This window comes from Saccharothrix sp. CCNWYY140 (genome assembly GCF_037401995.1).
Classification (GTDB): domain Bacteria; phylum Actinomycetota; class Actinomycetes; order Mycobacteriales; family Pseudonocardiaceae; genus Actinosynnema.
The window spans coordinates 12,914-34,870 of sequence record NZ_JBBEGC010000075.1; the positions used below are offsets into that span (position 1 = coordinate 12,914).

Consider the following 21,957-nt stretch of genomic DNA (forward strand, 5'->3'; position numbering starts at 1 on the left):
CAGAGCGTGCAAACCGACCTGTCCCACCGAGTCTTGAGGAGGGGCGTTGACCGCCGAAGCCCTCCCCGCCGAGCTTCGCCGTGCGATCGTGCAGCTCGCTCGCACCCCGCGCCTGCTGGTCGCGTGCGACTACGACGGGACACTGGCTCCGATCGTGGCCAACCCCGAGGACGCCCGCCCGCTGACCGAGTCGGTGGGCGCGCTGCGCTCGCTGGCCGGTCTGCACGAGACCACGACGGCGGTGATCTCCGGGCGGGCGCTCCGCGACCTCGCGACGCTGTCGCGCCTCCCGTCCGAGGTGCACCTCGTGGGCTCGCACGGGTCGGAGTTCGACGTCGGTTTCGTCCACGCGCTGGACGCCGACGCGAAGGCCCTGCACCGCCGGTTGGAAACGGCACTTGAAACGATTGTCGAGGGCCACGAGGGCGTCGGGCTGGAGGTCAAGCCGGCGAGCATCGCGGTGCACGTCCGGCGCGCCGACCCGGCCGTCGGCGAGCGGGTCCTGGACGCCGTGCGCACCGGTCCGAGCACCTGGGCCGGCGTGCAGGTGACCGAGGGCAAGGCCGTGATCGAGCTGGCCGTCGTCCAGACCGACAAGGGCCACGCGCTGGACGTCCTGCGGCACCGGGTGTCCGCGACCGCGTCGATCTTCGTGGGCGACGACGTCACCGACGAGAAGGCCTTCGCCCGGCTGTCCGGGCCCGACGTGGGCATCAAGGTCGGCGACGGCGAGTCGCTGGCCGAGTTCCGCATCGACGACACCCTCGACGTGGCCACGGTGCTCGCGTTCCTGTTCGAGGAGCGCCGCAACTGGCTGCACGGCGACCAGGCCGTGCCGATCGAGCGGTTGACCATGCTCGCCAACGAGCGGTCGGTCGCCCTGCTCACCCCCGACGCCCGGGTGAACTGGCTGTGCCACCCCGAGCCGGACTCGGCGGCGGTGTTCGCCGACCTGCTCGGCGGCCCGGCGGCGGGCCACTTCTCGATCAAGCCCGAGCACGGGTCGCTGCCCCTGGGCCAGCGCTACATCCCCGGCACGATGATCGTGGAGACCCGCTGGTCGCGGCTGCTGGTCACCGACTACCTCGACCACGACCTGGCCTCCCACCGCACGGACCTGGTGCGGCGCATCTCCGGCTCGACCAACGCGGTGATCACCTTCGCGCCGCGCCCCGAGTACGGCCAGGTGCCGGTGCGGCTGCTGCGCGAGCGCGACGGCCTGCGCGTGGTCGGCACCTCGGACCCGATGGTGCTGCGCTCGCCGGGTGTGGACTGGCAGATCACCTCCGACGGCATCCAGGAGACGGCCACGGCCGTCGTGCGGCCCCGCGAGGGCGCGCCGATCCTGCTGGAGCTGCGGTGCGGCACGGACGACCTGTCCGAGGCCACGCTGGGCGAGGCGGAGCGGCGGGCGCGCGCCGGGTCGTTCTGGTCGGACTGGGCGGCGACGCTGAAGCTGCCCACCGTCGAGACGGACCTGGTGCTGCGGTCGGCGCTGACCCTGAAGGGCCTGGTGCACCACGACACCGGCGCGATCATGGCCGCCGCGACCACGTCGCTGCCCGAGGAGCTGGGCGGCATCCGCAACTGGGACTACCGGTACTGCTGGCTGCGGGACGCGGCGCTGACCGCGCAGGCGCTGGTGTCGCTGGGGTCGCTGAGCGAGGCGGAGAACTTCCTGGGCTGGGTGCACGGCGTGCTGGCCACGCTGCCCGGCCCGGAGCGCCTGCACCCGCTGTACACGTTGCAGGGCACCATGCTCGGCGCCGAGGCCGTGATCGACACCCTCCCGGGTTACGCGGGCTCCCGGCCCGTGCGCGTGGGCAACCTGGCCAACCAGCAGGTGCAGCTCGACGTGTTCGGCCCGGTCGTGGACCTGGTCGTGCAGCTGGCCGCCGCGCGCGGGTCGCTGACCGACAAGGACTGGGCGATGGTGCAGGCGATGGCCGAGGCGGTCGCCCGGCGCTGGCACGAGCCCGACCACGGCATCTGGGAGGAGCGCCACGCGCCCCGCCACCACGTGTACTCCAAGGTCATGTGCTGGGTGACCCTGGACCGCGCGGTGTCGCTGGGCGAGAGCTACGGGCGCGAGATCGACCCGTCCTGGCCGGTGCTGCGCGACACCATCTCCAACGACGTGCTCAAGCACGGGTGGAGCGAGGAAGCGCAGTCGTTCACCACGGCCTACGACGGCGACGACCTCGACGCGGCGTCCCTGCACGTCGGCCTGACCGGCCTGATCGACCCGACCGACGACCGCTTCCAGGCCACCGTCACGGCCATCGAGGCGGAGCTGCGGTCGGGGTCCACGGTGTACCGGTACCGGCGCGACGACGGCCTGCCCGGCGACGAGGGCGGCTTCCACCTGTGCGCCGCGTGGATGATCGAGTCCTACCTGCTCACCGGCCGCCGCACGGAGGCGGAGGAGCTGTTCGCGCAGATGGTCGACGCGGCCGGCCCGACGGGCCTGCTGCCCGAGGAGTACGACCCGATCGCGGAGCGCTCCCTGGGCAACCACCCGCAGGCCTACAGCCACCTGGGCCTGATCCGCTGCGCGCAGCTGCTCGCGGCCCCGCAGTAGAGCTGAAGACGAACGCGCCCGCCGGTCGCGCGACCGGCGGGGGCGTTCGTCACTTCTTGAGCTTGAGCAGTTGCAGGGCCTCGAACAGGTCGTGGGCGACCAGGGCGCGGGTCTCGGCGGGCAGCGGACCGGCGTCCGGCGGGACCAGGGCTTTCGTGTAGCCGAGGCGGGCGGCCTCGGTGAGCCTGCGGCCCACGCCGTTGACCCGGCGCAGCTCGCCGGACAGCCCGACCTCGCCGACCACGACCAGGTCGTGCGGCAGGGGCTGGTCGGTGGCGGCCGAGGCGACCGCGAGGGCGACGGCGAGGTCCACGGCCGGTTCGGTGAGCTTCATGCCGCCGACGGTCGCGGTGAAGACGTCCTTGTTGTGCAGGGCCATCCGGCCGCGCTTCTCCAGCACCGCCAGCGCCATCGCGACCCGCGCCGAGTCCAGGCCGCTGACCGCGCGCCGCGGCGAGGGCAGGTTCGTGGGCGTGACCAGGGCCTGGACCTCGCCCAGCATGGGCCGCTTGCCCTCCACGACGACGGTGACGGCGGTGCCGGTGACGTCCTGGTCGCGGCGGTTGAGGAACAGGCCGGACGGGTCGGGGACGCCCACGATGCCGTCGTCGCGCAGCTCGAAGCAGCCCACCTCGTCGGCCGCGCCGAACCGGTTCTTGATGCCGCGGACCAGGCGCAGGCTGGAGTGCCGGTCGCCCTCGAACTGGAGGACGACGTCCACCAGGTGCTCCAGGACGCGGGGTCCGGCGACCGAGCCGTCCTTGGTGACGTGGCCGACCAGCACGATCGGCAGGCCGCGTTCCTTGGCCAGGGCGACCAGGCCCGCCGTGACGGCCCGGACCTGGGTGACGCCGCCGGGTGTGCCGTCCACCTCGGGCGAGGACATGGTCTGCACGGAGTCGACGATCAGCACACCCGGGTTCACCGCGTCGACCTGCCCGAACACGGCGCTCAGGTCGCTCTCGGCGGCCAGGTACATCTGCCCGTGGATGTTGCCGGTCCGCTCGGCCCGCAGCCGGACTTGGCCCGCCGACTCCTCACCGGTGATGTAGAGCGAGGGCACGGACCCCTTCACGGCCCACTGGTAGGCGACCTCCAGCAGCAGGGTCGACTTGCCCACGCCGGGCTCGCCGGCCAGCAGCACGACCGCTCCCGGCACCAGCCCGCCGCCCAGCACCCGGTCGAGTTCCGACACCCCGGTCCGGCGCGCGCGAGCCGACTCGATGTCCACCTCGCCGATGGGGCGGGCGGGGGCGCTGGGCGCGCCGGCGACGACGCGGGCCAGCGCGGACCGGCTCACACCGCGCTCCTCGACGGTCCCCCACGCCTGGCACTCGGGACACCGCCCCACCCACTTGGCCACCTCGTGCCCGCACTCGGCACACCGGTAGGAAGCCTTCACCGCACGCCCGTTCTTGACCACGGGGTGCAGGCTAACGACCACCCCCGACAGTCCCGGCCGGGCCGGTGCCGGAAGAACAAGAGGCCCGTCCCCGGCGAACCGGGAACGGGCCTCGTCCGTACTAAGCGCTCAGTGCTCGGAGGCGCCTTCCTTGCGCGGCTCCGGGGTGGCGCCGATCGGCACGTCCAGGGTGATCGGGCCGGCCTTCTCGAACAGGAAGGTCACCCGCAGGGTCTGGCCCGGCCGCAGGTCGCCCTTGAAGCCCATCAGCACGATCTTGACCTTGCCCGGCTCGCTGGGCTTCGCGGAGACCGACACCGAGGCCGACGGGTTGCGGGTCGTGGTCGCCGGGGCCGACACCGACGTGCCCGAGGCGGGCGTCGTGGTCGTGGTGGTCGTGGTGGCGCCCGCGGTCGCCGAGCCCGGGGTCGTGGTGGTCGTCGCCGAGCCCGAGGTGCCGTGGCTGTCGGAGGACGACGTGGACGTCGAGCCGGGGGCCGACGTGGTCGTCTTGTGGCTGCCGGCGTCGTCCTGGTCGGCGCCCGCGGTGATGGCGGTGCCCGGCTCCAGGTCCTGGTCGCCGGTGATCTCGGCCTCGGCCGACCGGTCGCTCGTGACCGACAGCAGCGCGTCCGCCTCGAGGCCGTTGTTCGCGACCACGACCACGACCGGGGCGCTGTCGCCGTCCTGGTAGTACCCGTGCTCGACCGGGAACAGCAGCTGGGCGTCGCGGACGGCGATCTTCCCGACCGTCCCGCTCGCACCGTTGACGGCCGCCACCTGGGTGTCGGTCTGCGTGACCTGACCTGCGCTGCAACCCGCGGCGGCGAGGCCGAGGCCGGCCGCCACTGCGGCCACGACGGCCAGGCGGCGAGACGCTGGGGACTTCTGCGGTGCGCGACCCACGGCTGCTCGGATCCTTCCGGTGTGTTGACACAGGCGGCGCCGTACCCGGCAGTAGGCCGGTCGACCACCAGTCCAGGAGCCTAACGGGGCCTGCGACGGCCTACCTCATGTGGTGCCCCACACCGCGCGCCGCGCACCCGCCCGGACGTCCACTGTGGAGCAAGATCGACCTGGGCCGTTGCACGTCGTCGGGTGGTTTGTCAACCCCCCTCGTGGCCCTGACCTGCGCGAACTGATCTCCGGACGCCGAAGAGGGGATTGCTCGACGTGTTAGGATGGGGTTAGCGAAAGGGGCAGAGGACACATGGTTTTCAAGGTCGGAGAGACCGTCGTCTACCCGCACCACGGTGCCGCTCTCATCGAAGCAATCGAGACCCGTGTGATCAAGGGCGAGGAGAAGAAGTACCTCGTTCTGAAGGTTGCCCAGGGCGACCTCACGGTTCGCGTCCCCGCTGACAACGCCGAGATCGTCGGCGTGCGCGACGTGGTGGGCCAAGAGGGTCTCGACCGGGTCTTCGAGGTCTTGCGCGCTCCTCACACCGAGGAGCCGACCAACTGGTCCCGGCGGTACAAGGCCAACCTGGAGAAGCTCGCGTCCGGTGACGTGAACAAGGTGGCCGAAGTGGTGCGCGACCTCTGGCGGCGCGAGAAGGATCGCGGACTGTCCGCTGGTGAGAAGCGGATGCTGGCGAAGGCTCGACAGATACTGGTTAGCGAACTGGCGCTCGCCGAGGGCACCGACGAGGACAAGGCGGAGGTCCTCCTCGACGAGGTCCTCGCCACCGCGTCCTGACCCTCGACACTCGAAGAACAAGAACAACATGGGTGTGGTCGCGCTCGTGCCCGCGGCGGGCCGGGGAGAGCGGCTCGGTCACGGCGTGCCCAAGGCACTCGTGCCGGTCGACGGCGTTCCGCTGCTGGTGAGAGCGGTGCGCGGCCTGTTCGCGGCGGGCTGCGTGCGGCACGTGGTGATCGCCGCGCCACCGTCCGATGTAGACACCGTGAGAACCGTCACCGCCCCGTTGGCCCCAGCCGACGGGGCGGTGCGCGTGCTCGCGGGCGGTGCGGAGCGGTCGGACTCGGTCCGGCTGGCGCTGGAGCTCGCGCTGCGCGAGTTCCCGGACACGGACGTCGTGCTGGTGCACGACGCGGCTCGCGCGTTCACCCCGCCACAGGTCATCAAGGCCGTCGTGGACGCTGTTCGCGCAGGTCACCCGGCGGTCATCCCGGTGCTGCCGGTGGCCGACACGGTCAAGCAGGTCGACGCGGACGGTGTGGTGGTCGCCACGCCGGACCGGTCGGCCCTGCGGGTGGTCCAGACCCCTCAGGGCTTCGACGCGCGCACACTGCTGCGCGCGCACGAGTCGGGCCTGCACGCCACCGACGACGCGGGCCTGGTCGAACGGCTCGGTGTGCCGGTCACCACGGTCCCGGGCCACCCGGACGCCCTGAAGATCACCACACCGTTCGACCTCGCGGTCGCGGAGGCGCTGCTCGTGGGAGGCCAGGCGTGAGGGTCGGCATCGGCTCCGACGTCCACCAGGTGGAACGGGGCCGGGAGTGCTGGATCGCCGGCCTCCACTGGGAGGGCGTCGACGGGTGCGCGGGCCACTCGGACGGCGACGTCGCCGCACACGCCCTGTGCGACGCCCTGCTGTCCGCCGCCGGACTGGGTGACCTCGGTGCGGTGTTCGGCACCAGCGACCCCCGGTGGTCCGGTAGGCACGGCGTGGAGTTCCTCCTTGAAGTGCGCAGACTGCTCGAAGAGGCGGGCTGGCGCGTCGGCAACGCCTCGGTGCAGGTGATCGGCAACGCACCCAAGGTCGGCAAGCGCCGGACCGAGGCGCAACAGGTGCTGTCCGAGGCCGTCGGCGGCCCGGTGACGGTCAGCGGCACCACCACGGACGGTCTGGGCCTGACCGGCCGGGGCGAGGGCATCGCGGCCATCGCCACGGCGTTGATCATCCCGCTAGCCTGAGGAACATGGCGATCTCCCTCAGCGCCGCGACCCGCGCCCTGCTCGACGGCCCGAACTACGCCACCATCTCCACGATCAACCCGGACGGCAGCCCGCACAGCTCCGTCATGTGGATCACCCGCGACGGCGACGACCTCCTGCTCTCGACCCTGCGCGACCGCGTGAAGGAACGCAACGCCCGCCGCGACCCCAGGGTGAGCATCAGCGTCTGGGACCACAAGGATCCGGAGGTCTACGCGGAGATCCGGGGCACGGTCACCATCACGCTGGACGAGGGGCGTGCGCTGGCGAACACCTTGGCCCGGAAGTACACGGGTGAGGACTTTCCCGAGGAGACCCCGGACAAGGTTCGCGTGGTGCTGCGCGTGACGCCGACCAAGGTCGCCGGCAACGCGGTGTGACCGCCTGCACCGCGATGACATGAGGTTCAGCGAACAGTTCTCCGCCTGGGTCGACCCGACGTCAGCCGACCTCCGGGGACACCTCACGCGGGGACTGGTCGTCTTCGACGCCAACGCCCTGCTCGACTTCTACCGGATCGAGCCAGCTGCGCGCCTCCAGGTGTTCAGAGCCCTCGACGCGGTGCGCGACCGGTTCTGGATCCCGCACCAGGTCGCCCTGGAGTTCGCCCGGAACCGGGCGCGGGCGGCGGCGAACAGGCACTCCGACCTCAGGAAGGCCAGTATCTCCGTGCGCAACGCGGAGAAGGCAGCGTTGGAGAACCTGACGACGGCGATCCAGGGCGTTCTGAGGCTTCGAAACCAGACGATGACCACACGAACGTGGGACCCCGCCGCGGTCAAGCTCGACCAAGACAGCCTCGCCGAACGCCTCGAAGGCGTGATGCAGCCAGCATTGGACGAGCTGTCCACTTTGAAAGACGAACAGGACCAGTCCATCCGGGACCTGGTGAAGCACGATCCGGTGCTCGAACTGCTCGACCCGGTCCTGTCCGGTCGTGTAGGACCCGCCTACGACTCCACCAAGCTGCGCGAAGTCGTCGACCACGCCACCGCCTTCCGGTTCCCGAACAAGATCCCGCCGGGCTACCGGGACGCCGGCAAGGCGACCGCCCTCGCCGCGGCGGGCGATTACATCCTGTGGCGGCAACTGCTCGACCACGTAAGCGGCGATCCGGCCATCGACAAGATCGCGTTCGTCACCAACGACACCAAGGCCGATTGGTGGGAGAAGGACGCGGACGGCAACCCGGTCCACCCCCATCCGCAGCTCGTGCAGGAGGTGCGGGACTCCGGCGGGGCGAGCATCGCGATGTGCACCTTGGCCGACTTCGTGTCCGATTTGTCGGACACGCTCGTCCTCAACGTGCCGAGCGAGACGATGGACCAGATCAGGAACGTCCAGGAAACAGGACCGGATGGGGGGCGAGATCCGTGGCCCCCATCCCCTCCGATCCGGCTGTTCGCTGACGACTTCCGGGACATGGTCGGTGAACTGCTCGTCGACGCACTCGGCTACAAAAAGGTGGGCGACGAACTTGCGGCCGAGACCGCGGGTTTCGACTTCCTCGTCGAGCAGCCCGAAGACCACCTCACGGAGCGCGAGCTCGTGGGGGTCGTCGTGCACTTCTCTCTCAGTCAGCTGTCGTCGCTGGACGTCGATCGCATGGTCGAGCAGATGCGGGCCAGCGGGATTCGACGCGGTTTGATCGTCAGCACAGCGCCGCCGACACCCGCCGCCCGGGACCTCGCGAGCGCGAACGACATCGACATCATCGACAGGACCGTCTTGAGACCGCTGATCGACATGTACCTCAGGTCCCGGCGGGGTGGGTGAGGTGGCTGCCGACAACGGTCAAGTGGCTGCCGGGACCGGTCGGGTGGCGGTGGCGAGTTTTGTCGGCACGGCCGTCGAGTTCTACGACTTCTACCTCTACGGCATGGCCGCCGCCCTGGTCCTGAACTCCGCCTTCTTCCCCACCCTGTCCTCGGTCGCCGGCAGCCTCGCCGCCTTCTCCACCTTCGCCGTGGCGTTCGTCGCCCGACCGCTGGGGGCGCTGCTGTTCGGGCACCTCGGCGACCGGCGGGGCCGCAAGTCGACGCTCGTCGCCTCGCTGCTGGTCATGGGCTGTTCCACGGTCGCGATCGGCCTCCTCCCCCGCTACGACGTGATCGGCGTGGCCGCCCCGATCGCGCTCACCGCCCTCCGCTTCCTCCAAGGCCTCGGCCTCGGCGGCGAGTGGGGCGGGGCCGCGCTGCTCGCCAACGAGTACGCACCCCAGGGCCGCAAAGGCTGGTACTCGACGTTCCCGCAGGTCGGACCGGCTGTGGGGTTCGCGCTGGCCAGTGGCTCGTTCCTCGTCCTCTCGTCCACCCTGAGCGACGAGGCCTTCCGGGACTGGGGCTGGCGGATGCCGTTCCTGGCGTCGGCGGTGCTCGTCGTGATCGGGCTCCGGGTGCGGCTGACCATCGCCGAGACGCCCGAGTTCGCCGCGCTCACCGACCGACAACAGCGCAGCTCGAAGCCGCTCCTCGACATGCTCCGCGAGGCACCGGCCAGGCTCGTCGGCGCGGGCGGAACGATCGTCGTCTGCTACGTCCTGTTCTACGTCGCCACCACGTTCGGGCTGGCCTACGCGACGAAGACCCGCCCCCGTGACGACGTCCTGCTCGACCAGATCGTCGCCGTGGGCGCGATGGCACTGGCCACCGTCGCCGCCTGCCGCGCCGCCGACCGGTTCGGGCGCAAACCCGTGCTGATCAGCGGGTGCCTGGCCGCCGCAGCGGCCGGCTTCACGCTGCCGGAAGGGCACCCTGTGTTCGCGTTGGCCGCGATGGGCTGGGTGTACGGGCCGCTGGGCGCGCTCCTGCCCGAGCTGTTCCCGACGAAGTACCGCTACTCGGCCCCCTCCTTCGCCTACAACCTGGGCGGCGTGCTCGGCGGCGCGCTCGCCCCGACGCTGGCCACCTACCTCGTCAGCGCGCACGGCACACGGGCGATCGGCTGGTACGTGGCGGCTGCGGCGGTGGTGAGTGTGGCGTGCGTCCTGCTCTTGCCGGAAAGCTACAAAGCCAGGTCCAGACCAACTAGCGTGCGGTTGTGACGATCCGCGCCGTCCTCTTCGACTTCTCCGGCACGTTGTTCCGCCTCGAGCACGACACGCTCACCGCGCACGCGGAGCTCATGCGGGCGCTCACCGCGCCGGTCGGCTTGGACCCGAGCCTGGACGTCGACCCCGACGAGTGGGAGCGGCGCGACCTCGACGGGGACGTGCACCGGGAGTTGCACCTCAAGGTCCTCGAGAAGGCCGGTGCGCCGGATCCCGCCGCCTTCTACGACCAGCTGGTCAGCCCGCCGTTCTGGCAGCCCTACCCCGACACCGCGCAGGCCCTGGGCACCGAGCTGCCGACCGCCGTGGTCAGCAACATCGCCTGGGACATCCGGACCGTGTTCGCGCGGCACGGTGTGGAGCACCGGGTCGACGAGTACGTGCTGTCCTTCGAGGTCGGCGTGGCCAAGCCCGATCCGAAGATCTTCCAGATCGCCTGCGAGCGGCTGGGTGTGCACCCGAGCGAGGCGCTGATGATCGGCGACAGCGAGGAGGCCGACGGCGGCGCGGCGGCGGTCGGGTGTCGGGTTGCGATCGTGCCGCCGTTGGAGACCGCCCAGCGGCCCGGTGCGCTGCTGGACATCCTCAAATCCCACGTGGCATAGCTAGCCGCTATAAGCACACAACACCGGTCGATTCAACCCCCGGTGGCCCTCGCCCGTACCATCTTCACGTGAGCCTCCACCTCTATGACACCGCGAGCCGGTCCATGCGGGAGTTCGTCCCGCAGGTCTCCGGAACGGCGTCGATCTACGTGTGTGGGGCGACGGTGCAGGGCGTGCCGCACATCGGCCACGTGCGCAGCGGGTTGAACTTCGACGTGCTGCGGCGCTGGCTCCAGCGCACGCACGACAACGTCCTGCTGGTGCGCAACGTCACCGACATCGACGACAAGATCCTCGCCAAGGCCGCCGACCACGGCCGTCCCTGGTGGGAGTGGGCGTACACGCACGAGCGCGCCTTCGAGGACGCGTACTCGCTGCTGGGCTGCCTGCCCGCCTCCTACGCGCCGCGCGCCACCGGGCACGTGACGCAGATGGTCGAGCTGATGCAGCGCCTGGTCGACGCGGGTCACGCCTACGCGGCGGGCGGCGACGTCTACTTCTCGGTCACCTCGTTCCCCGAGTACGGCGCCCTGTCCGGCCAGAAGCTGGACGAGGTGCACCAGGGCGAGTCGGCGGCGCAGGGCAAGCGCGACCCGCGGGACTTCACGCTGTGGAAGGCGGCCAAGCCCGGTGAGCCGTCCTGGCCGACGCCGTGGGGCGCGGGCCGGCCCGGCTGGCACCTGGAGTGCTCGGCGATGGCCACCACCTACCTGGGCGGCACGTTCGACGTCCACGGCGGCGGCATCGACCTGATCTTCCCGCACCACGAGAACGAGCAGGCCCAGTCCCGCGCGGCCGGGGACGGCTTCGCCAACTACTGGATGCACAACGCCTGGGTGACGCTCAGCGGCGAGAAGATGTCCAAGTCGCTGGGCAACACGGTCAGCATCCCGGCGATGCTGGAGAAGGTGCGCGCGCCCGAGCTGCGCTACTACCTGGTCGGCCCGCACTACCGGTCGACGATCGAGTACTCCGAGGAAGCGCTGGACGAGTCGGTGGCCGCCTACCGGCGCATCGAGTCGTTCGTGCGCCGCGTGGTCGAGCGGACCGGGGCGGTGGGCGAGGGCGAGCTGACGCAGCCGTTCATCGCCGCGATGGACGACGACATGGGCACGCCGGGCGCGCTGGCCGCGATCCACAAGCGGGTCCGCGAGGGCAACACCGCGTTGGAGTCCGGCGACGACCTGGGCGCGCGTTCGGCCGCGGAGTCGGTGCGCGCGATGACCGCCGTGCTGGGACTGGACCCGCTGGCGTGGGCGGACGTGTCCACGACGGACTCGGGCACGAAGCAGGCACTGGCCACTTTGGTCGAACGTGTGCTGGAAGAGCGCACGAAAGCCCGCAAGGACAGGGACTTCGCGAGGGCCGACGCCCTGCGCGACCACCTCCTCCTGGCCGGGATCGCCGTCGAGGACACCCCCGACGGTCCGCTGTGGACGCTGAAGGACGACTGACCGTGGCAGGCAACTCCAAGCGCCGGGGCGCGATGCGCAACCCGGGCTCCAAGAAGGGCGCGGTCGTCGGTTCCGGCGGGCAGAAGTCCAAGGGTTTGCAGGGCAAGGGGCCGACGCCGAAGGCGTCCGAACGGCCCAACCACCCGGCCTACAAGCGGGCGCAGGCCAAGGCGAAGGTCGAACAGGTGCGCGGCCAGCGCCGCAAGGCCGCCGAGAGCGGGCCGGAGACGGTCGCGGGCCGCAACCCCGTGGTCGAGTGCCTGCGCGCGGGCATCCCGGCGACGGCTCTGTACGTGGCGCTGGGCATCGACGCGGACGACCGGGTCGCCGAGGCGGTCAAGCTGGCCGCCGACCGGGGCATCTCGGTGCTGGAGGTGCAGCGCGGCGAGCTGGACCGGATCACCAACGGCGCGATGCACCAGGGCCTCGGCCTCCAGGTGCCGCCCTACGAGTACGCCGACCCGCGCGAGCTGCTGGACTCCGCCCGCCGGTCGGGCAGGCCGCCGCTGCTGGTGGCGCTGGACGGCGTGACGGACCCGCGCAACCTGGGCGCCGTGGTGCGTTCGGCGGCGGCGTTCGGCGCGCACGGCGTGCTGCTGCCGCAGCGGCGCTCGGCGAGCGTCACGGCCGTGGCGTGGCGGACCAGCGCGGGCACGGCGGCGCGGCTGCCGATCGCGATCGCCACGAACCTGACCCGCCAGCTGCGGGAGTGGGCCGAGGAAGGCCTGATGGTCGTGGGCCTGGACGCCGACGGCGACGTGGACGTCGACCACTTGGAGCTGGCCACCGGACCGCTGGTGGTCGTGGTGGGCTCCGAGGGTCGGGGGCTGTCGCGGCTGGTGAAGGAGACGTGCGACCAGACCGTGTCCATCCCGATGGCCTCGGGCGTGGAGTCGCTGAACGCGTCGGTCGCGGCCGGTGTCGTGCTGGCCGAGGTGGCCCGCCGACGGCGCCTCGACGTGTGACGTGCGGTCGCCCGGGGTGTGACGAAGGGCGGTTTGTCACCCGATCGGCTTCTTTGGCGCCGTCCGGCGGATAAGGTCTGCGCCGATGTCCTTCGCCACCCCGTTGTTCCTGTGGTTCTTCCTGCCGGTCGTGCTCGCGGCCGTCCTCGTCGCACCCAGGAACCGCCGCAACGCCGTCGTCGCGGTCGCCAGCCTGCTGTTCTACGTCAGCGGCGCGGGCGGCACGACGGTGCTGCTGCTGGTGTGCATGGTCGCGAACTACTTCGCGGGGCGGCGGCTGGAGCCGGACGCGCCGGGCGACCGCCGCCTGGTGCTGGTCGGTTCGATCTGCCTGAACCTGGGCGTGCTGCTGGTCTGGAAGTACGCCGGGTTCGCCACGGAGCAGCTGCACAACATCGCCTCGGTGATCGGCGCGGACCTGCCCGTGGTGCACCTGGCGCTGCCGATCGGCATCTCGTTCTACACCTTCCACCACATCTCGTACGTGGTGGACGTGTACCGGGGCGAGCGGCCGGCGCTGCGGGACCCGGTCTCGTTCGTCACCTACATCGCGATGTTCCCCCAGCTGGTCGCCGGGCCGATCGTCCGGTTCCGGGAGATCGCCGACCAGTTGCCGCAGCCGCGGATGCACCGGTGGGACGACATCGCGGCGGGCTTCCCGCGGTTCGCGCTGGGGCTGTGCAAGAAGGTCATCATCGCCGACTCGCTGGCGCCGCTGGTGGACGCGTGCTTCGCGACGCCGGCGGACCAGATGACCACGGGCATCGCGTGGCTGGGCGCCGCCGGTTACACGCTGCAACTGTACTTCGACTTCTCCGGCTACTCGGACATGGCGATCGGCCTGGGTCGGATGCTCGGTTTCCGGCTGCCGGAGAACTTCGCCCGCCCGTACTCCTCCGTGACGATCACGGAGTTCTGGCGGCGCTGGCACATGTCGCTGTCCCGCTGGTTCCGCGACTACGTGTACATCCCGCTGGGCGGCAACCGCACCGGCGTGCTGCGGACCTACCGCAACCTGGCGATCGTTTTCGTGCTGACCGGTTTCTGGCACGGGGCGAACTGGACGTTCCTGGTGTGGGGTTGTTTCCACGGCGCGCTGCTGGTTCTGGAACGCCGTTTCGGTTGGGATTCCGCACCCGCGACCGCGCCCGCCCGAATTGGCCGCCGGGTGCTCACCGTGCTGCTCGTGCTGATCGGCTGGGTGTTCTTCCGGTCACCCGACCTGGGTACCGCGTTCACAATCATCGGTCATCTCGTCACGCCGGATTTCGGGGGCCTGACCGACGCCGTGGCGGCGGCGGCGACCAATCAGCGGATTGTGCTGCTGCTGGTCGCGCTGGTCATTGTGGTAATGCCCAGCCACCCCGTGACGGGGCCGTACCTGGAGTCCTCGCGCGACAAGATCGCCGTGGCCGCTAGGGTGTCCCTGATGACGGTGGGCGTCGCCTACGCCGCGATCCTGGTCGCGAGTGGCACGTTCAGCCCGTTCTTGTACTACCAGTTCTGATCAACTCCGGGCGGTGCGGGGAAATGGTGGCGGCGACTTCCCCGCGGACGGCGCTCGGCGGCCCGCACGAACGCACTGGACCGGTCGGACCAGCGACTGCGACGACCAATGGAGGTCGACTTGACGCAGGGTAGGCGAGGTTTGCTCACGGCGGGTCACGCTGGCGTCAACTGTCAAGAATAGGTGCCCGGCTTTTCGCCATTGTAACTACTTTATGTAACCGACGTCGTCCGTTCGGGTACACACTGTGGTAGGACAGGGATTGCAGAACCAGCAGCTTCTACCGTGCTAACCGAGGAAATTGTTACTCGGGTGGGGGTAACGTGACTCGCTCAACGGGGCCGACGAACCTGGAGGAGTGGTGACTTCCGGGGGGACCATCCGCGCGCTCGTGGGCAACCGCGAGTTCCGCGGCATGTGGATCGGCTCGACGGTGTCGACGCTGGGCGACCAGCTCGCGGCCGTCGCCCTGTCACTCCTGGTGTACGAACGCACCGGGTCCCCCGCCTGGACCGCCCTCACCTGGTCGCTCACCCTGCTGCCGTCGCTGGTCTCCGGGCCGCTGCTGGGCTGGATCGCCGACCGCTTCCCGCGACGCACCGTGATGGTGACCTGCGCATGGCTCCAGGCCGCGCTGGTCGGGCTGATGGCCCTGCCGGGCGTGCCGCTGTGGCTGATGATCGTGCTGCTGGTGCTCGTGCTGATGGTCGCCTCGCCGTTCCTGGCGGCCCAGGAGGCGAGCCTGCCCGCCGTGCTGCCCGACAAGCGCTACGACGACGGCGTGGCCCTGTTCGGCACGTCGATGGACGTGGCCCAGATGGCCGGGTTGGCCGCCGCTGGGTTCTTGGTCACAGGGATGGGCGCGCACGTGGCGCTCGCGATCGACGCGGCGACGTTCGTGCTGGTCGCGGTGCTGGTCCAGCTGTCGGTCCGGCACCGGCCGGCCGCCGCCCCGCTCGGGAAGGGACATCGGGAAACCGAAGACGGCAAGGGAGCTTTCGCCCTGCTCGTCACGGAACCGCGTCTGCGCTCTCTAATGGGTATGCGCCTTTTGGCCGGCATCGCGATGGTGCCCGAAGGGCTCGCCGTGCCGCTGGCCGCGAGCCTCGACGCCGTGTGGGCGGTCGGGCTCATCCTGGCCATCGAACCGGCCGCGAACGTGCTAGGTGTGGCCGTGCTGTTCCGGCTGGTCAGGGACCCGGCGAAGCGGGAGCGGCTGATCGGGCCGCTGGCCGTGCTGTCGCTCGCGCCACTGGTCATGTTCGCGCTGAACCCCAACCTGACCTGGACGATCGCCCTGCTGGTGATCGCGGGCATGGCCGGGGCGTACCACACGCCCGCGCGCTCGGCGTGGATGCGGATCCTGCCCGACGCCTACCGCGGGCGGGCCTACGGCATCGCGCGGACGGCCCTGCGGTCCAGCCAGGGCGGCGGCATGGCGCTGGCCGGTGTCGTCGCGCACGCGCTCGGCTCCGTGACGGCGACACTCGCGGGCGCCGGGGCCATCGGGGTGCTCCTCGCGGGGCACGCGACCGTAGCCTGGAACCGCGCACGTGCCAGGACCGACCCGAACGCGGTGATCACATGAAACGTACTCATCATGAATGGCGATTCTCATGACGAGGCGTTCGTGTGCCGTCCGCGAGAACGCACGCACGCAGGGTGAAGTTCGCACGCACGGTGAAGATTCCGGACCGGGCTCAAGGAGAGCGATGGGGTCACCACTCGCGGTTACGCATGGCAGACGCTCCTCTACGCGCGACTTGGGTACCGATGGGGGCCGTAAGGCCGCCGGGCCGGCGAGTAGCCGCGCGGCGGCGGCATGAGTGTAGGGGGGACGTGGTGAAGAACAGTTTGCCTGACCACGAGCCGTCCGCGACAGCCAGACGGCGTCTGGTGCGCAACTGGGACCTTTGGGCGCTGCGCCGTACCGCGATCGCCTACATCCTTTCCGTCGAACTGGCGGTCGCAATCGCCGCCATTTGGCTGCTGACTACTCTGCGTTTCGCTTCCACCACGGATTGGGTGCGGTTCGCCGCACTGGTGGTGGCGATCACGATCCACCTCACGATCGTGCGGCGCGCCGAGGAATCCCGACGTGACGAATCGGCGGGTCCGTACTTCGACCTCACCTCCGTCTGGACTTTCGCGGCGGCCATAGTGCTGCCCGGCGGCATGGCGGTGCTCGTGGCCGTGTGGCTGCGGATCGTGCTGTGGCCGATCGCCCGCCGCCAGCCCTACCGGTTCGTCTTCACCTCCGCCCACATCGTGGCGAGCACGCTGCTGGCGAGTGCGGCCGTCCACATGTCGGGACTGTCCCTGGGCGCGTCGTCGGGGCAGGTGCTGCTGGACCTCGGCCTGCTCGGCGTGCTCGTGCTGGTGGCGGCCCTGTACTGGTTCGTGCAGGTGGCCCTGATGTCGGTCGCGCTGCGGATCGTGAACCCGCAGACCCGGTTCGCCGACGCGCTGGGTTCGCGCAACGACAACATGCTGGAGATGACCACGCTGGGCGTCGGGGCGATGCTCGGCATGCTCATCGCGACCCACTGGGTGGCGCCGCTGCTGCTGGTCGTGCCGGTGATCCTGGTCAACGCGCTGCTGCACCGGGCCTCGGAGCGGCAGGCGCACCTGGAGCGCCTGGTGGCCGAGCAGCACAAGGCCCACCTCCAGCTCACCAAGGACGCCCACACCGACTACCGGACCGGTCTGTTCAACACCACGGGCCTGAACGAGCACGCCGCCAAGCTGACCGACGACTGCCGGCGCTCCGGCCGGCCGGTGACGGTCCTGGCGATCGACCTGGACCACTTCAAGCGCATCAACGACACGTGGGGCCACCCGGCGGGCAACGCGGTGCTGGCCGAGGTGGGCCGGATCCTGCGGGAGAAGTTGCGCCCCGGCGACGTCGCGGGACGCGACGGCGGCGAGGAGTTCGTCGTGGTGCTGGCCGACACGGGCCTGGCCCAGGGCACGGCCATCGCCGAACGGGTGCGCGAGGCGATCGGCGAGATGTCGGTCGTCACCACGGACAAGCACCGCAACACCGTCACCCTGCGCGGCCGGAACCTGCCGGTCACGGAGGACGGCCCGGAGGTGCGGGCGATCTCGGCGTCCATCGGCGTGGCGGTCCTGCCGGACAACGGCGACTCCCTGGCGATGGCGCACCACAGCGCCGACGCCGCCCTGTACACCGCGAAGGAGAACGGCCGGAACCAGGTGCGGGTGGCCGGCATCGACATCCACGCCCGGCACCTGCCGGGGCCGCGGGTCGACGAACCGGAGGTCAGCCGGTCAGCCTGAGCCGACCCGGGCGCGCGATCCGCCGAAGGCCCGGCAGGCGAGGTAGATCAGGAAAGAGACCGCCGTGACGAACGCGCTCACCGGCACGCCGGGCGCGAGCGACAGCACGATGCCCAGCACCACGGCGGTCTCGGCGAACACCACGGCCAGGACGGTGGCCTTCACCGGCGAGGCCGTGACCCGAGACGCCGCCGCGGCCGGTGTGATCATCAGCGACAGCACGAGCAGCGCACCGACGATCTGCACGGTCAGCGCGGTCGTCACACCCACGAGCACGAAGAAGACGATCGACAGGGAACGCACGGGCACACCGCGCGCGGTGGCCACGGCGGCGTCCACGGACGAGAAGTGCAACGGCCGGTAGATGAACGCCAGCACCGCGATCACGGCCGCCGCCGTGCCGATCAGCAGCCACAGGTCGGTCGACCCGACGGCCACGATCTGCCCGGTCAGCAAACCGAACTTGTTGGCCGTCCGTCCCTTGTAGAGGGTCAGCAGCAGCACGCCGAGGCCGAGTCCGAACGCGAGGATCGCGCCGATCACCGAGTCCCGGTCGGCCTCGCGGCGGGACAGCAGGCCCAGCAGCAGCGCCGCCACCACCGAACCGGCCAGCGCCCCGTAGCCGACGCCGACCCCGATCAGCAGCGCCGCCGCGCCGCCGGTGAACGCCAGTTCGGCGGTCCCGTGCACGGCGAAGGCCATCTTGCGGGTCACGACCAGCGGCCCGAGCAGGCCCGCGGTCAGGCCCAGCACGGCGCCGGCGACCAGCATCTGCTGCACGAAGCCGTACCCGAGCAGCTCGAAGGTCAGGGGCAGGTCGAAGAAGTGCTCCATCAGCCCTCATCCGCCACGTGGTGCGGCTCGTCCTCGCACACGTGCTGCGCGCCGACCACGTGGATCTGGTCGCGCACGCGGACCACCTCGACGTTCGTGCGGTACAGCTCCGACAGCGTGGCCGAGGTCATCACCTCGGCCGGGGTGCCGATCCGGAACCGGCCCTCGACCAGGTACAGCACCCGGTCGACCAGCGGCAGGATCGGGTTGATCTCGTGGGTGACGAACAGGACGGCCGTGCCGGCGGCGCGGCGGCGCGCGTCGATGAGGTCGCTGACCACCCGCTGGTGGGCGAGGTCCAGCGAGAGCAGCGGCTCGTCGCACAGCAGCACCTCGGGGTCGCCGACGAGGGCCTGGGCGACGCGCAGCCGCTGTTGCTCGCCGCCGGACAACAACCCCACGGGCTCGTCGGCGTACCGGGTCGCGCCCACGGACTCCAGAGCCGCGTCCACTCGCACTCGGCGGGCCTTGCGCCCCCTCAGCCCCGTGCCCCACTCGTGGCCGTCGAGGCCGAAGCCGACCAGGTCACGGCCGCGCAGGCTCAGGCTCGGGTCCAGGGCGCGCTGCTGCGGGATGTAGCCGATGCGCCGGTTGCCGCCGGCGACCTCGACCGTGCCGCCGGACAGCGGCTGGAGGCCCAGCAGGACCCGCATGAGGCTGGTCTTGCCCGAGCCGTTGGGTCCCAGCACGGCCACGAACTCGCCCGGGGCGACGTCCAGGTCCAACCCGTCCCACAGCACGCGATCGCCGTAGGACAGGCGGGCCCCGCGCAGCGCGACCGCGCTGCGCAGGGACCTGTCCGCCACCGGGGTGATCATCCGCGCAGCGCCTTCTCCAACGCGTCGACCTGCTTCGTCATCCACTCAAGGTAACCCGTGACGCCCTCGGGCAGCGTCTCGGTGACCTCCACGACCGGCACGCCGGCCTGCTTGGCCTTCTCGACCAGGCCCTTCACGGCGGGGTTCTCGGTCTGGGTGTTGTTGACCAGCGCGCTGACCTGCTTGCCCTCCACCAGACCGGTGACCTCGGCGATCGCGGCGGCCGGGATGTCGGACTCGGCCTCGACGGCGTTGGCGAACGACTCGGGGGTCACGTCCTCGACGTCGGCGGCGTCGAGCAGGTAGTGCGCGACCGGCTCGGTCTCCAGCACCTTCTTGCCCTTGCCCACGCCGTCGAGGCGGGTGTGCAGCTCTTCCAGCTTCTGGCCGAACTCGGCGGCGTTGGCCTCGAAGGTCGCCTTCTTGTCCGGCGCGATGGCGGACAGGTCGGCGGCGGCCTGGTCGGCGACCTTGCGGACGGTGTCCAGGTCGTACCAGACGTGCTCGTTGACCTCGTGGTCGTGGCCGTCGGCCGGCTCGCTCGTCGCGGTCGGCTCGGGGCTCTCCGAGCCGTGGGCGTCGTGCCCGTCGACCTTGCCCGACAACGGGAAGGTCTCGATCTTCTTGGCCGACTCGGTCTCGGGGCCCAGCAGCGTGGCGAAGAAGTTGTCGTACCCGCCGCCGTTGAAGATGACCAGCTTGGCGTCGCGGACCGCGGCCACGTCGGACGGCTTGCTCTCGTAGGAGTGCGGGTCGCCGGACGGGTCGTTGATGATCGAGGTGACCTCGACGGCGTCGCCGCCGACGGCCTTGACCACGCTGCCCCACACGTTCGTGGAGGCGACGACCTTGATCTTGCCGTCGGCACCGGCGGGCGCCTCGCCGTTGCCGCAGGCGGCCAGGGCCACGGCGGTCACGGCGGCCACCGCGCCGAGCAACGCGTTACGGACAGTCATGGCGAAGCTCCTCGACAGGATGATTCTGAGGTAATGGAAACCGTTGTCGAGTTCAGTTTAGAACGCTCCGCCGCCGACCTGTCCACCGGCATGCCCTGTTCGTGGCGGGGGTCTCCCCACACGCGAAGGGCCACCTCCGCCGCAGGAGGTGGCCCTCATCGCACCGGGCGGGTCAGTCCGTCAGACGCGAACCCGACTCCGGGTGGAACAGGTGGACCTCGGTCGAGTCCCGAACGGCGACCTTCACGGTCTGCCCGAGGGTCGGCGGCGTACGCCCGTCGACACGCACCACGAACCGCTCGGAGGAGTCCCCGATCCGCACCGCACCGTGCACCAGCGCGTCCGCACCGAGCTCCTCGACCAGCTCGACCACCATCTCCATGCCGTGCTCGTTCGAGGAGACGAGAGCCAGGGACTCGGGCCGGATGCCGAAGGTGACCTCGGAAAGCCCCTCACCGGCGGCGGCGTCCAGGGCACGACGCTCCAGCGGGACCACCACGCCGTCCAGCTTCGCGCCCTCGGCGGTCAGCGGAACGGTCTTGAGGTTCATGGCGGGCGAGCCGATGAACCCGGCGACGAACGCGTTGGCCGGCTTGTCGTACAGGGCGCGCGGGGTGTCGCACTGCTGGAGGAGGCCGTCCTTGAGCACGGCGACCCGGTGACCCATCGTCATGGCCTCGACCTGGTCGTGCGTGACGTAGATCGTGGTCGTGCCCAGGCGCTGCTGGAGCGCGGCGATGTTCGCACGCGTCTCGACACGCAGCTTGGCGTCCAGGTTGGACAGCGGCTCGTCCATGAGGAACACAGAGGGCTCACGCACGATCGCGCGCCCCATCGCGACACGCTGCCGCTGACCACCGGACAGCGCCTTCGGCTTGCGGTCGAGGTACTTGGTGAGGTCGAGCATCTTGGCCGCCTCGGCGACCTTGTTCTTGATCTCGGCCTTGTTCACGCCACGCAGCTTGAGCGCGAAGCCCATGTTCTCGGCGACGGTCATGTGCGGGTAGAGCGCGTAGGACTGGAAGACCATCGCGATGTCCCGCCCCTTCGGCGGAACGTTGGTGACGTCCTTGCCACCGATCTTGATGGCCCCTTCGTCAACGTCCTCAAGCCCGGCAAGCATCCGCAACGCCGTCGACTTACCAGACCCGGACGGCCCGACCAACACGAGGAACTCCCCGTCGGCGACGTCGAGCGACAACTCGTCCACCGCACGCACCGGCGGGTTGCCGGAGAACACCCGCGAAGCCTTGACGTACGCGACCTCAGCCATGTGTGACGCACCTTTCCACCGCAAGCTTTGTGGCAACGCTAGGGATCGCAAGCGCTTACGGGAACACCACAATTGGTCTAGTTCAACCCAGACCGAGCCCTAGCAGCCCCCTCACAGCCCACCCGCACCCCACCGACCAAGCCCTCCCCCACACCCGCCAGGCAGCCCCCGCCCCCGACGCACCGCCCCCCGCCCAGAGACACCGGACCCGCCAGCACGCTCGCGCTCTCTTCCGCGCGCAGCGCGTGCTCTTCGGCGAAGCCGGCGAGTGGGCAGTCCGCCGGGGAGGACACAACTCAACTTGGGCT

19 protein-coding genes are annotated in these 21,957 nt (G+C 70.6%); 13 read left to right on the forward strand and 6 right to left on the reverse strand.

Translation table 11 applies throughout. The annotated features are described in order from the left end of the window. Positions 1 to 46: 46 nt before the first annotated feature. The gene (gene otsB, locus WBN91_RS26975; protein ID WP_337727252.1) at positions 47 to 2,581 is read left to right on the forward strand and encodes a trehalose-phosphatase; all 2,535 of its coding nucleotides are present in this window, start codon (positions 47 to 49) and stop codon (positions 2,579 to 2,581) included. A gap of 49 nt (positions 2,582 to 2,630) precedes the next feature. On the opposite strand, the gene radA is transcribed toward otsB, so the two are convergent. Next, on the reverse strand, positions 2,631 to 4,004 hold the full coding sequence (gene radA / locus WBN91_RS26980) for a DNA repair protein RadA (protein ID WP_337727253.1): 1,374 nt from the start codon (positions 4,002 to 4,004) through the stop codon (positions 2,631 to 2,633). 108 nt (positions 4,005 to 4,112) lie between these two features. Then, the gene (locus tag WBN91_RS26985) at positions 4,113 to 4,889 is read right to left on the reverse strand and encodes a hypothetical protein (RefSeq protein ID WP_337727254.1); all 777 of its coding nucleotides are present in this window, start codon (positions 4,887 to 4,889) and stop codon (positions 4,113 to 4,115) included. A gap of 304 nt (positions 4,890 to 5,193) precedes the next feature. Here WBN91_RS26985 and WBN91_RS26990 point away from each other — a divergent pair, with 304 nt between their 5' ends. The 12 genes from WBN91_RS26990 to WBN91_RS27045 all read left to right on the forward strand — a co-directional run bounded on the left by WBN91_RS26990 (position 5,194) and on the right by WBN91_RS27045 (position 17,768). Beyond that, positions 5,194 to 5,682 carry a CarD family transcriptional regulator gene (locus WBN91_RS26990; protein ID WP_065915127.1) on the forward strand — a complete coding sequence of 163 codons (489 nt, stop codon included), beginning with the start codon at positions 5,194 to 5,196 and terminating at the stop codon, positions 5,680 to 5,682. Between the two features lie 28 nt (positions 5,683 to 5,710). Further along, positions 5,711 to 6,403, forward strand: coding sequence for a 2-C-methyl-D-erythritol 4-phosphate cytidylyltransferase (gene ispD / locus WBN91_RS26995; protein WP_337727255.1), 693 nt, complete (start codon positions 5,711 to 5,713; stop codon positions 6,401 to 6,403). Further along, the gene (ispF, locus tag WBN91_RS27000) at positions 6,400 to 6,867 is read left to right on the forward strand and encodes a 2-C-methyl-D-erythritol 2,4-cyclodiphosphate synthase (protein WP_337727256.1); all 468 of its coding nucleotides are present in this window, start codon (positions 6,400 to 6,402) and stop codon (positions 6,865 to 6,867) included. Before ispD ends, ispF begins: the two co-directional genes overlap by 4 nt. 5 nt (positions 6,868 to 6,872) lie before the next feature. Then, complete coding sequence (locus tag WBN91_RS27005) at positions 6,873 to 7,268, forward strand: PPOX class F420-dependent oxidoreductase (protein WP_337727257.1); 396 nt, start codon at positions 6,873 to 6,875, stop codon at positions 7,266 to 7,268. Between the two features lie 19 nt (positions 7,269 to 7,287). Continuing rightward, entirely contained in the window at positions 7,288 to 8,664 is a 1,377-nt protein-coding gene (locus WBN91_RS27010) for a PIN-like domain-containing protein (protein ID WP_337727258.1), read from the forward strand. A 1-nt stretch (position 8,665) separates the two neighbouring features. Next, positions 8,666 to 9,931 carry an MFS transporter gene (locus WBN91_RS27015; RefSeq protein ID WP_337727259.1) on the forward strand — a complete coding sequence of 422 codons (1,266 nt, stop codon included), beginning with the start codon at positions 8,666 to 8,668 and terminating at the stop codon, positions 9,929 to 9,931. Beyond that, entirely contained in the window at positions 9,928 to 10,542 is a 615-nt protein-coding gene (locus WBN91_RS27020) for an HAD family hydrolase (RefSeq protein ID WP_337727260.1), read from the forward strand. The genes WBN91_RS27015 and WBN91_RS27020 overlap by 4 nt, the downstream gene beginning before the upstream one ends. A 68-nt stretch (positions 10,543 to 10,610) precedes the next feature. Then, positions 10,611 to 11,996 (forward strand): cysteine--tRNA ligase, encoded by a 1,386-nt coding sequence (cysS, locus tag WBN91_RS27025; RefSeq protein WP_337727261.1) that lies wholly within the window; start codon positions 10,611 to 10,613, stop codon positions 11,994 to 11,996. 2 nt (positions 11,997 to 11,998) lie between these two features. Next, on the forward strand, positions 11,999 to 12,961 hold the full coding sequence (gene rlmB / locus WBN91_RS27030; protein WP_337727262.1) for a 23S rRNA (guanosine(2251)-2'-O)-methyltransferase RlmB: 963 nt from the start codon (positions 11,999 to 12,001) through the stop codon (positions 12,959 to 12,961). Positions 12,962 to 13,046: 85 nt separating this feature from the next. Continuing rightward, positions 13,047 to 14,468, forward strand: a complete 1,422-nt coding sequence (locus tag WBN91_RS27035) for an MBOAT family O-acyltransferase (RefSeq protein ID WP_337727263.1) — start codon at positions 13,047 to 13,049, stop codon at positions 14,466 to 14,468. A gap of 361 nt (positions 14,469 to 14,829) precedes the next feature. Continuing rightward, positions 14,830 to 16,056, forward strand: coding sequence for an MFS transporter (locus WBN91_RS27040; RefSeq protein WP_337727264.1), 1,227 nt, complete (start codon positions 14,830 to 14,832; stop codon positions 16,054 to 16,056). A gap of 437 nt (positions 16,057 to 16,493) precedes the next feature. Then, complete coding sequence (locus WBN91_RS27045) at positions 16,494 to 17,768, forward strand: GGDEF domain-containing protein (RefSeq protein WP_337727265.1); 1,275 nt, start codon at positions 16,494 to 16,496, stop codon at positions 17,766 to 17,768. Here the strand turns inward: WBN91_RS27045 and WBN91_RS27050 are convergent. The 4 genes from WBN91_RS27050 to WBN91_RS27065 all read right to left on the reverse strand — a co-directional run bounded on the left by WBN91_RS27050 (position 17,760) and on the right by WBN91_RS27065 (position 21,649). Then, positions 17,760 to 18,602, reverse strand: a complete 843-nt coding sequence (locus tag WBN91_RS27050; RefSeq protein WP_337727266.1) for a metal ABC transporter permease — start codon at positions 18,600 to 18,602, stop codon at positions 17,760 to 17,762. The genes WBN91_RS27045 and WBN91_RS27050 overlap by 9 nt on opposite strands. Continuing rightward, a complete protein-coding gene (locus tag WBN91_RS27055; RefSeq protein WP_443217808.1) occupies positions 18,602 to 19,408 on the reverse strand; it encodes a metal ABC transporter ATP-binding protein in 807 nt (268 codons plus the stop codon). The genes WBN91_RS27050 and WBN91_RS27055 overlap by 1 nt, the downstream gene beginning before the upstream one ends. Positions 19,409 to 19,416: 8 nt before the next feature. Next, a complete protein-coding gene (locus WBN91_RS27060; protein ID WP_337727268.1) occupies positions 19,417 to 20,376 on the reverse strand; it encodes a metal ABC transporter solute-binding protein, Zn/Mn family in 960 nt (319 codons plus the stop codon). A gap of 172 nt (positions 20,377 to 20,548) precedes the next feature. Then, positions 20,549 to 21,649 (reverse strand): ABC transporter ATP-binding protein, encoded by a 1,101-nt coding sequence (locus WBN91_RS27065; RefSeq protein ID WP_337727269.1) that lies wholly within the window; start codon positions 21,647 to 21,649, stop codon positions 20,549 to 20,551. Between the last annotated feature and the right edge of the window lie 308 nt (positions 21,650 to 21,957).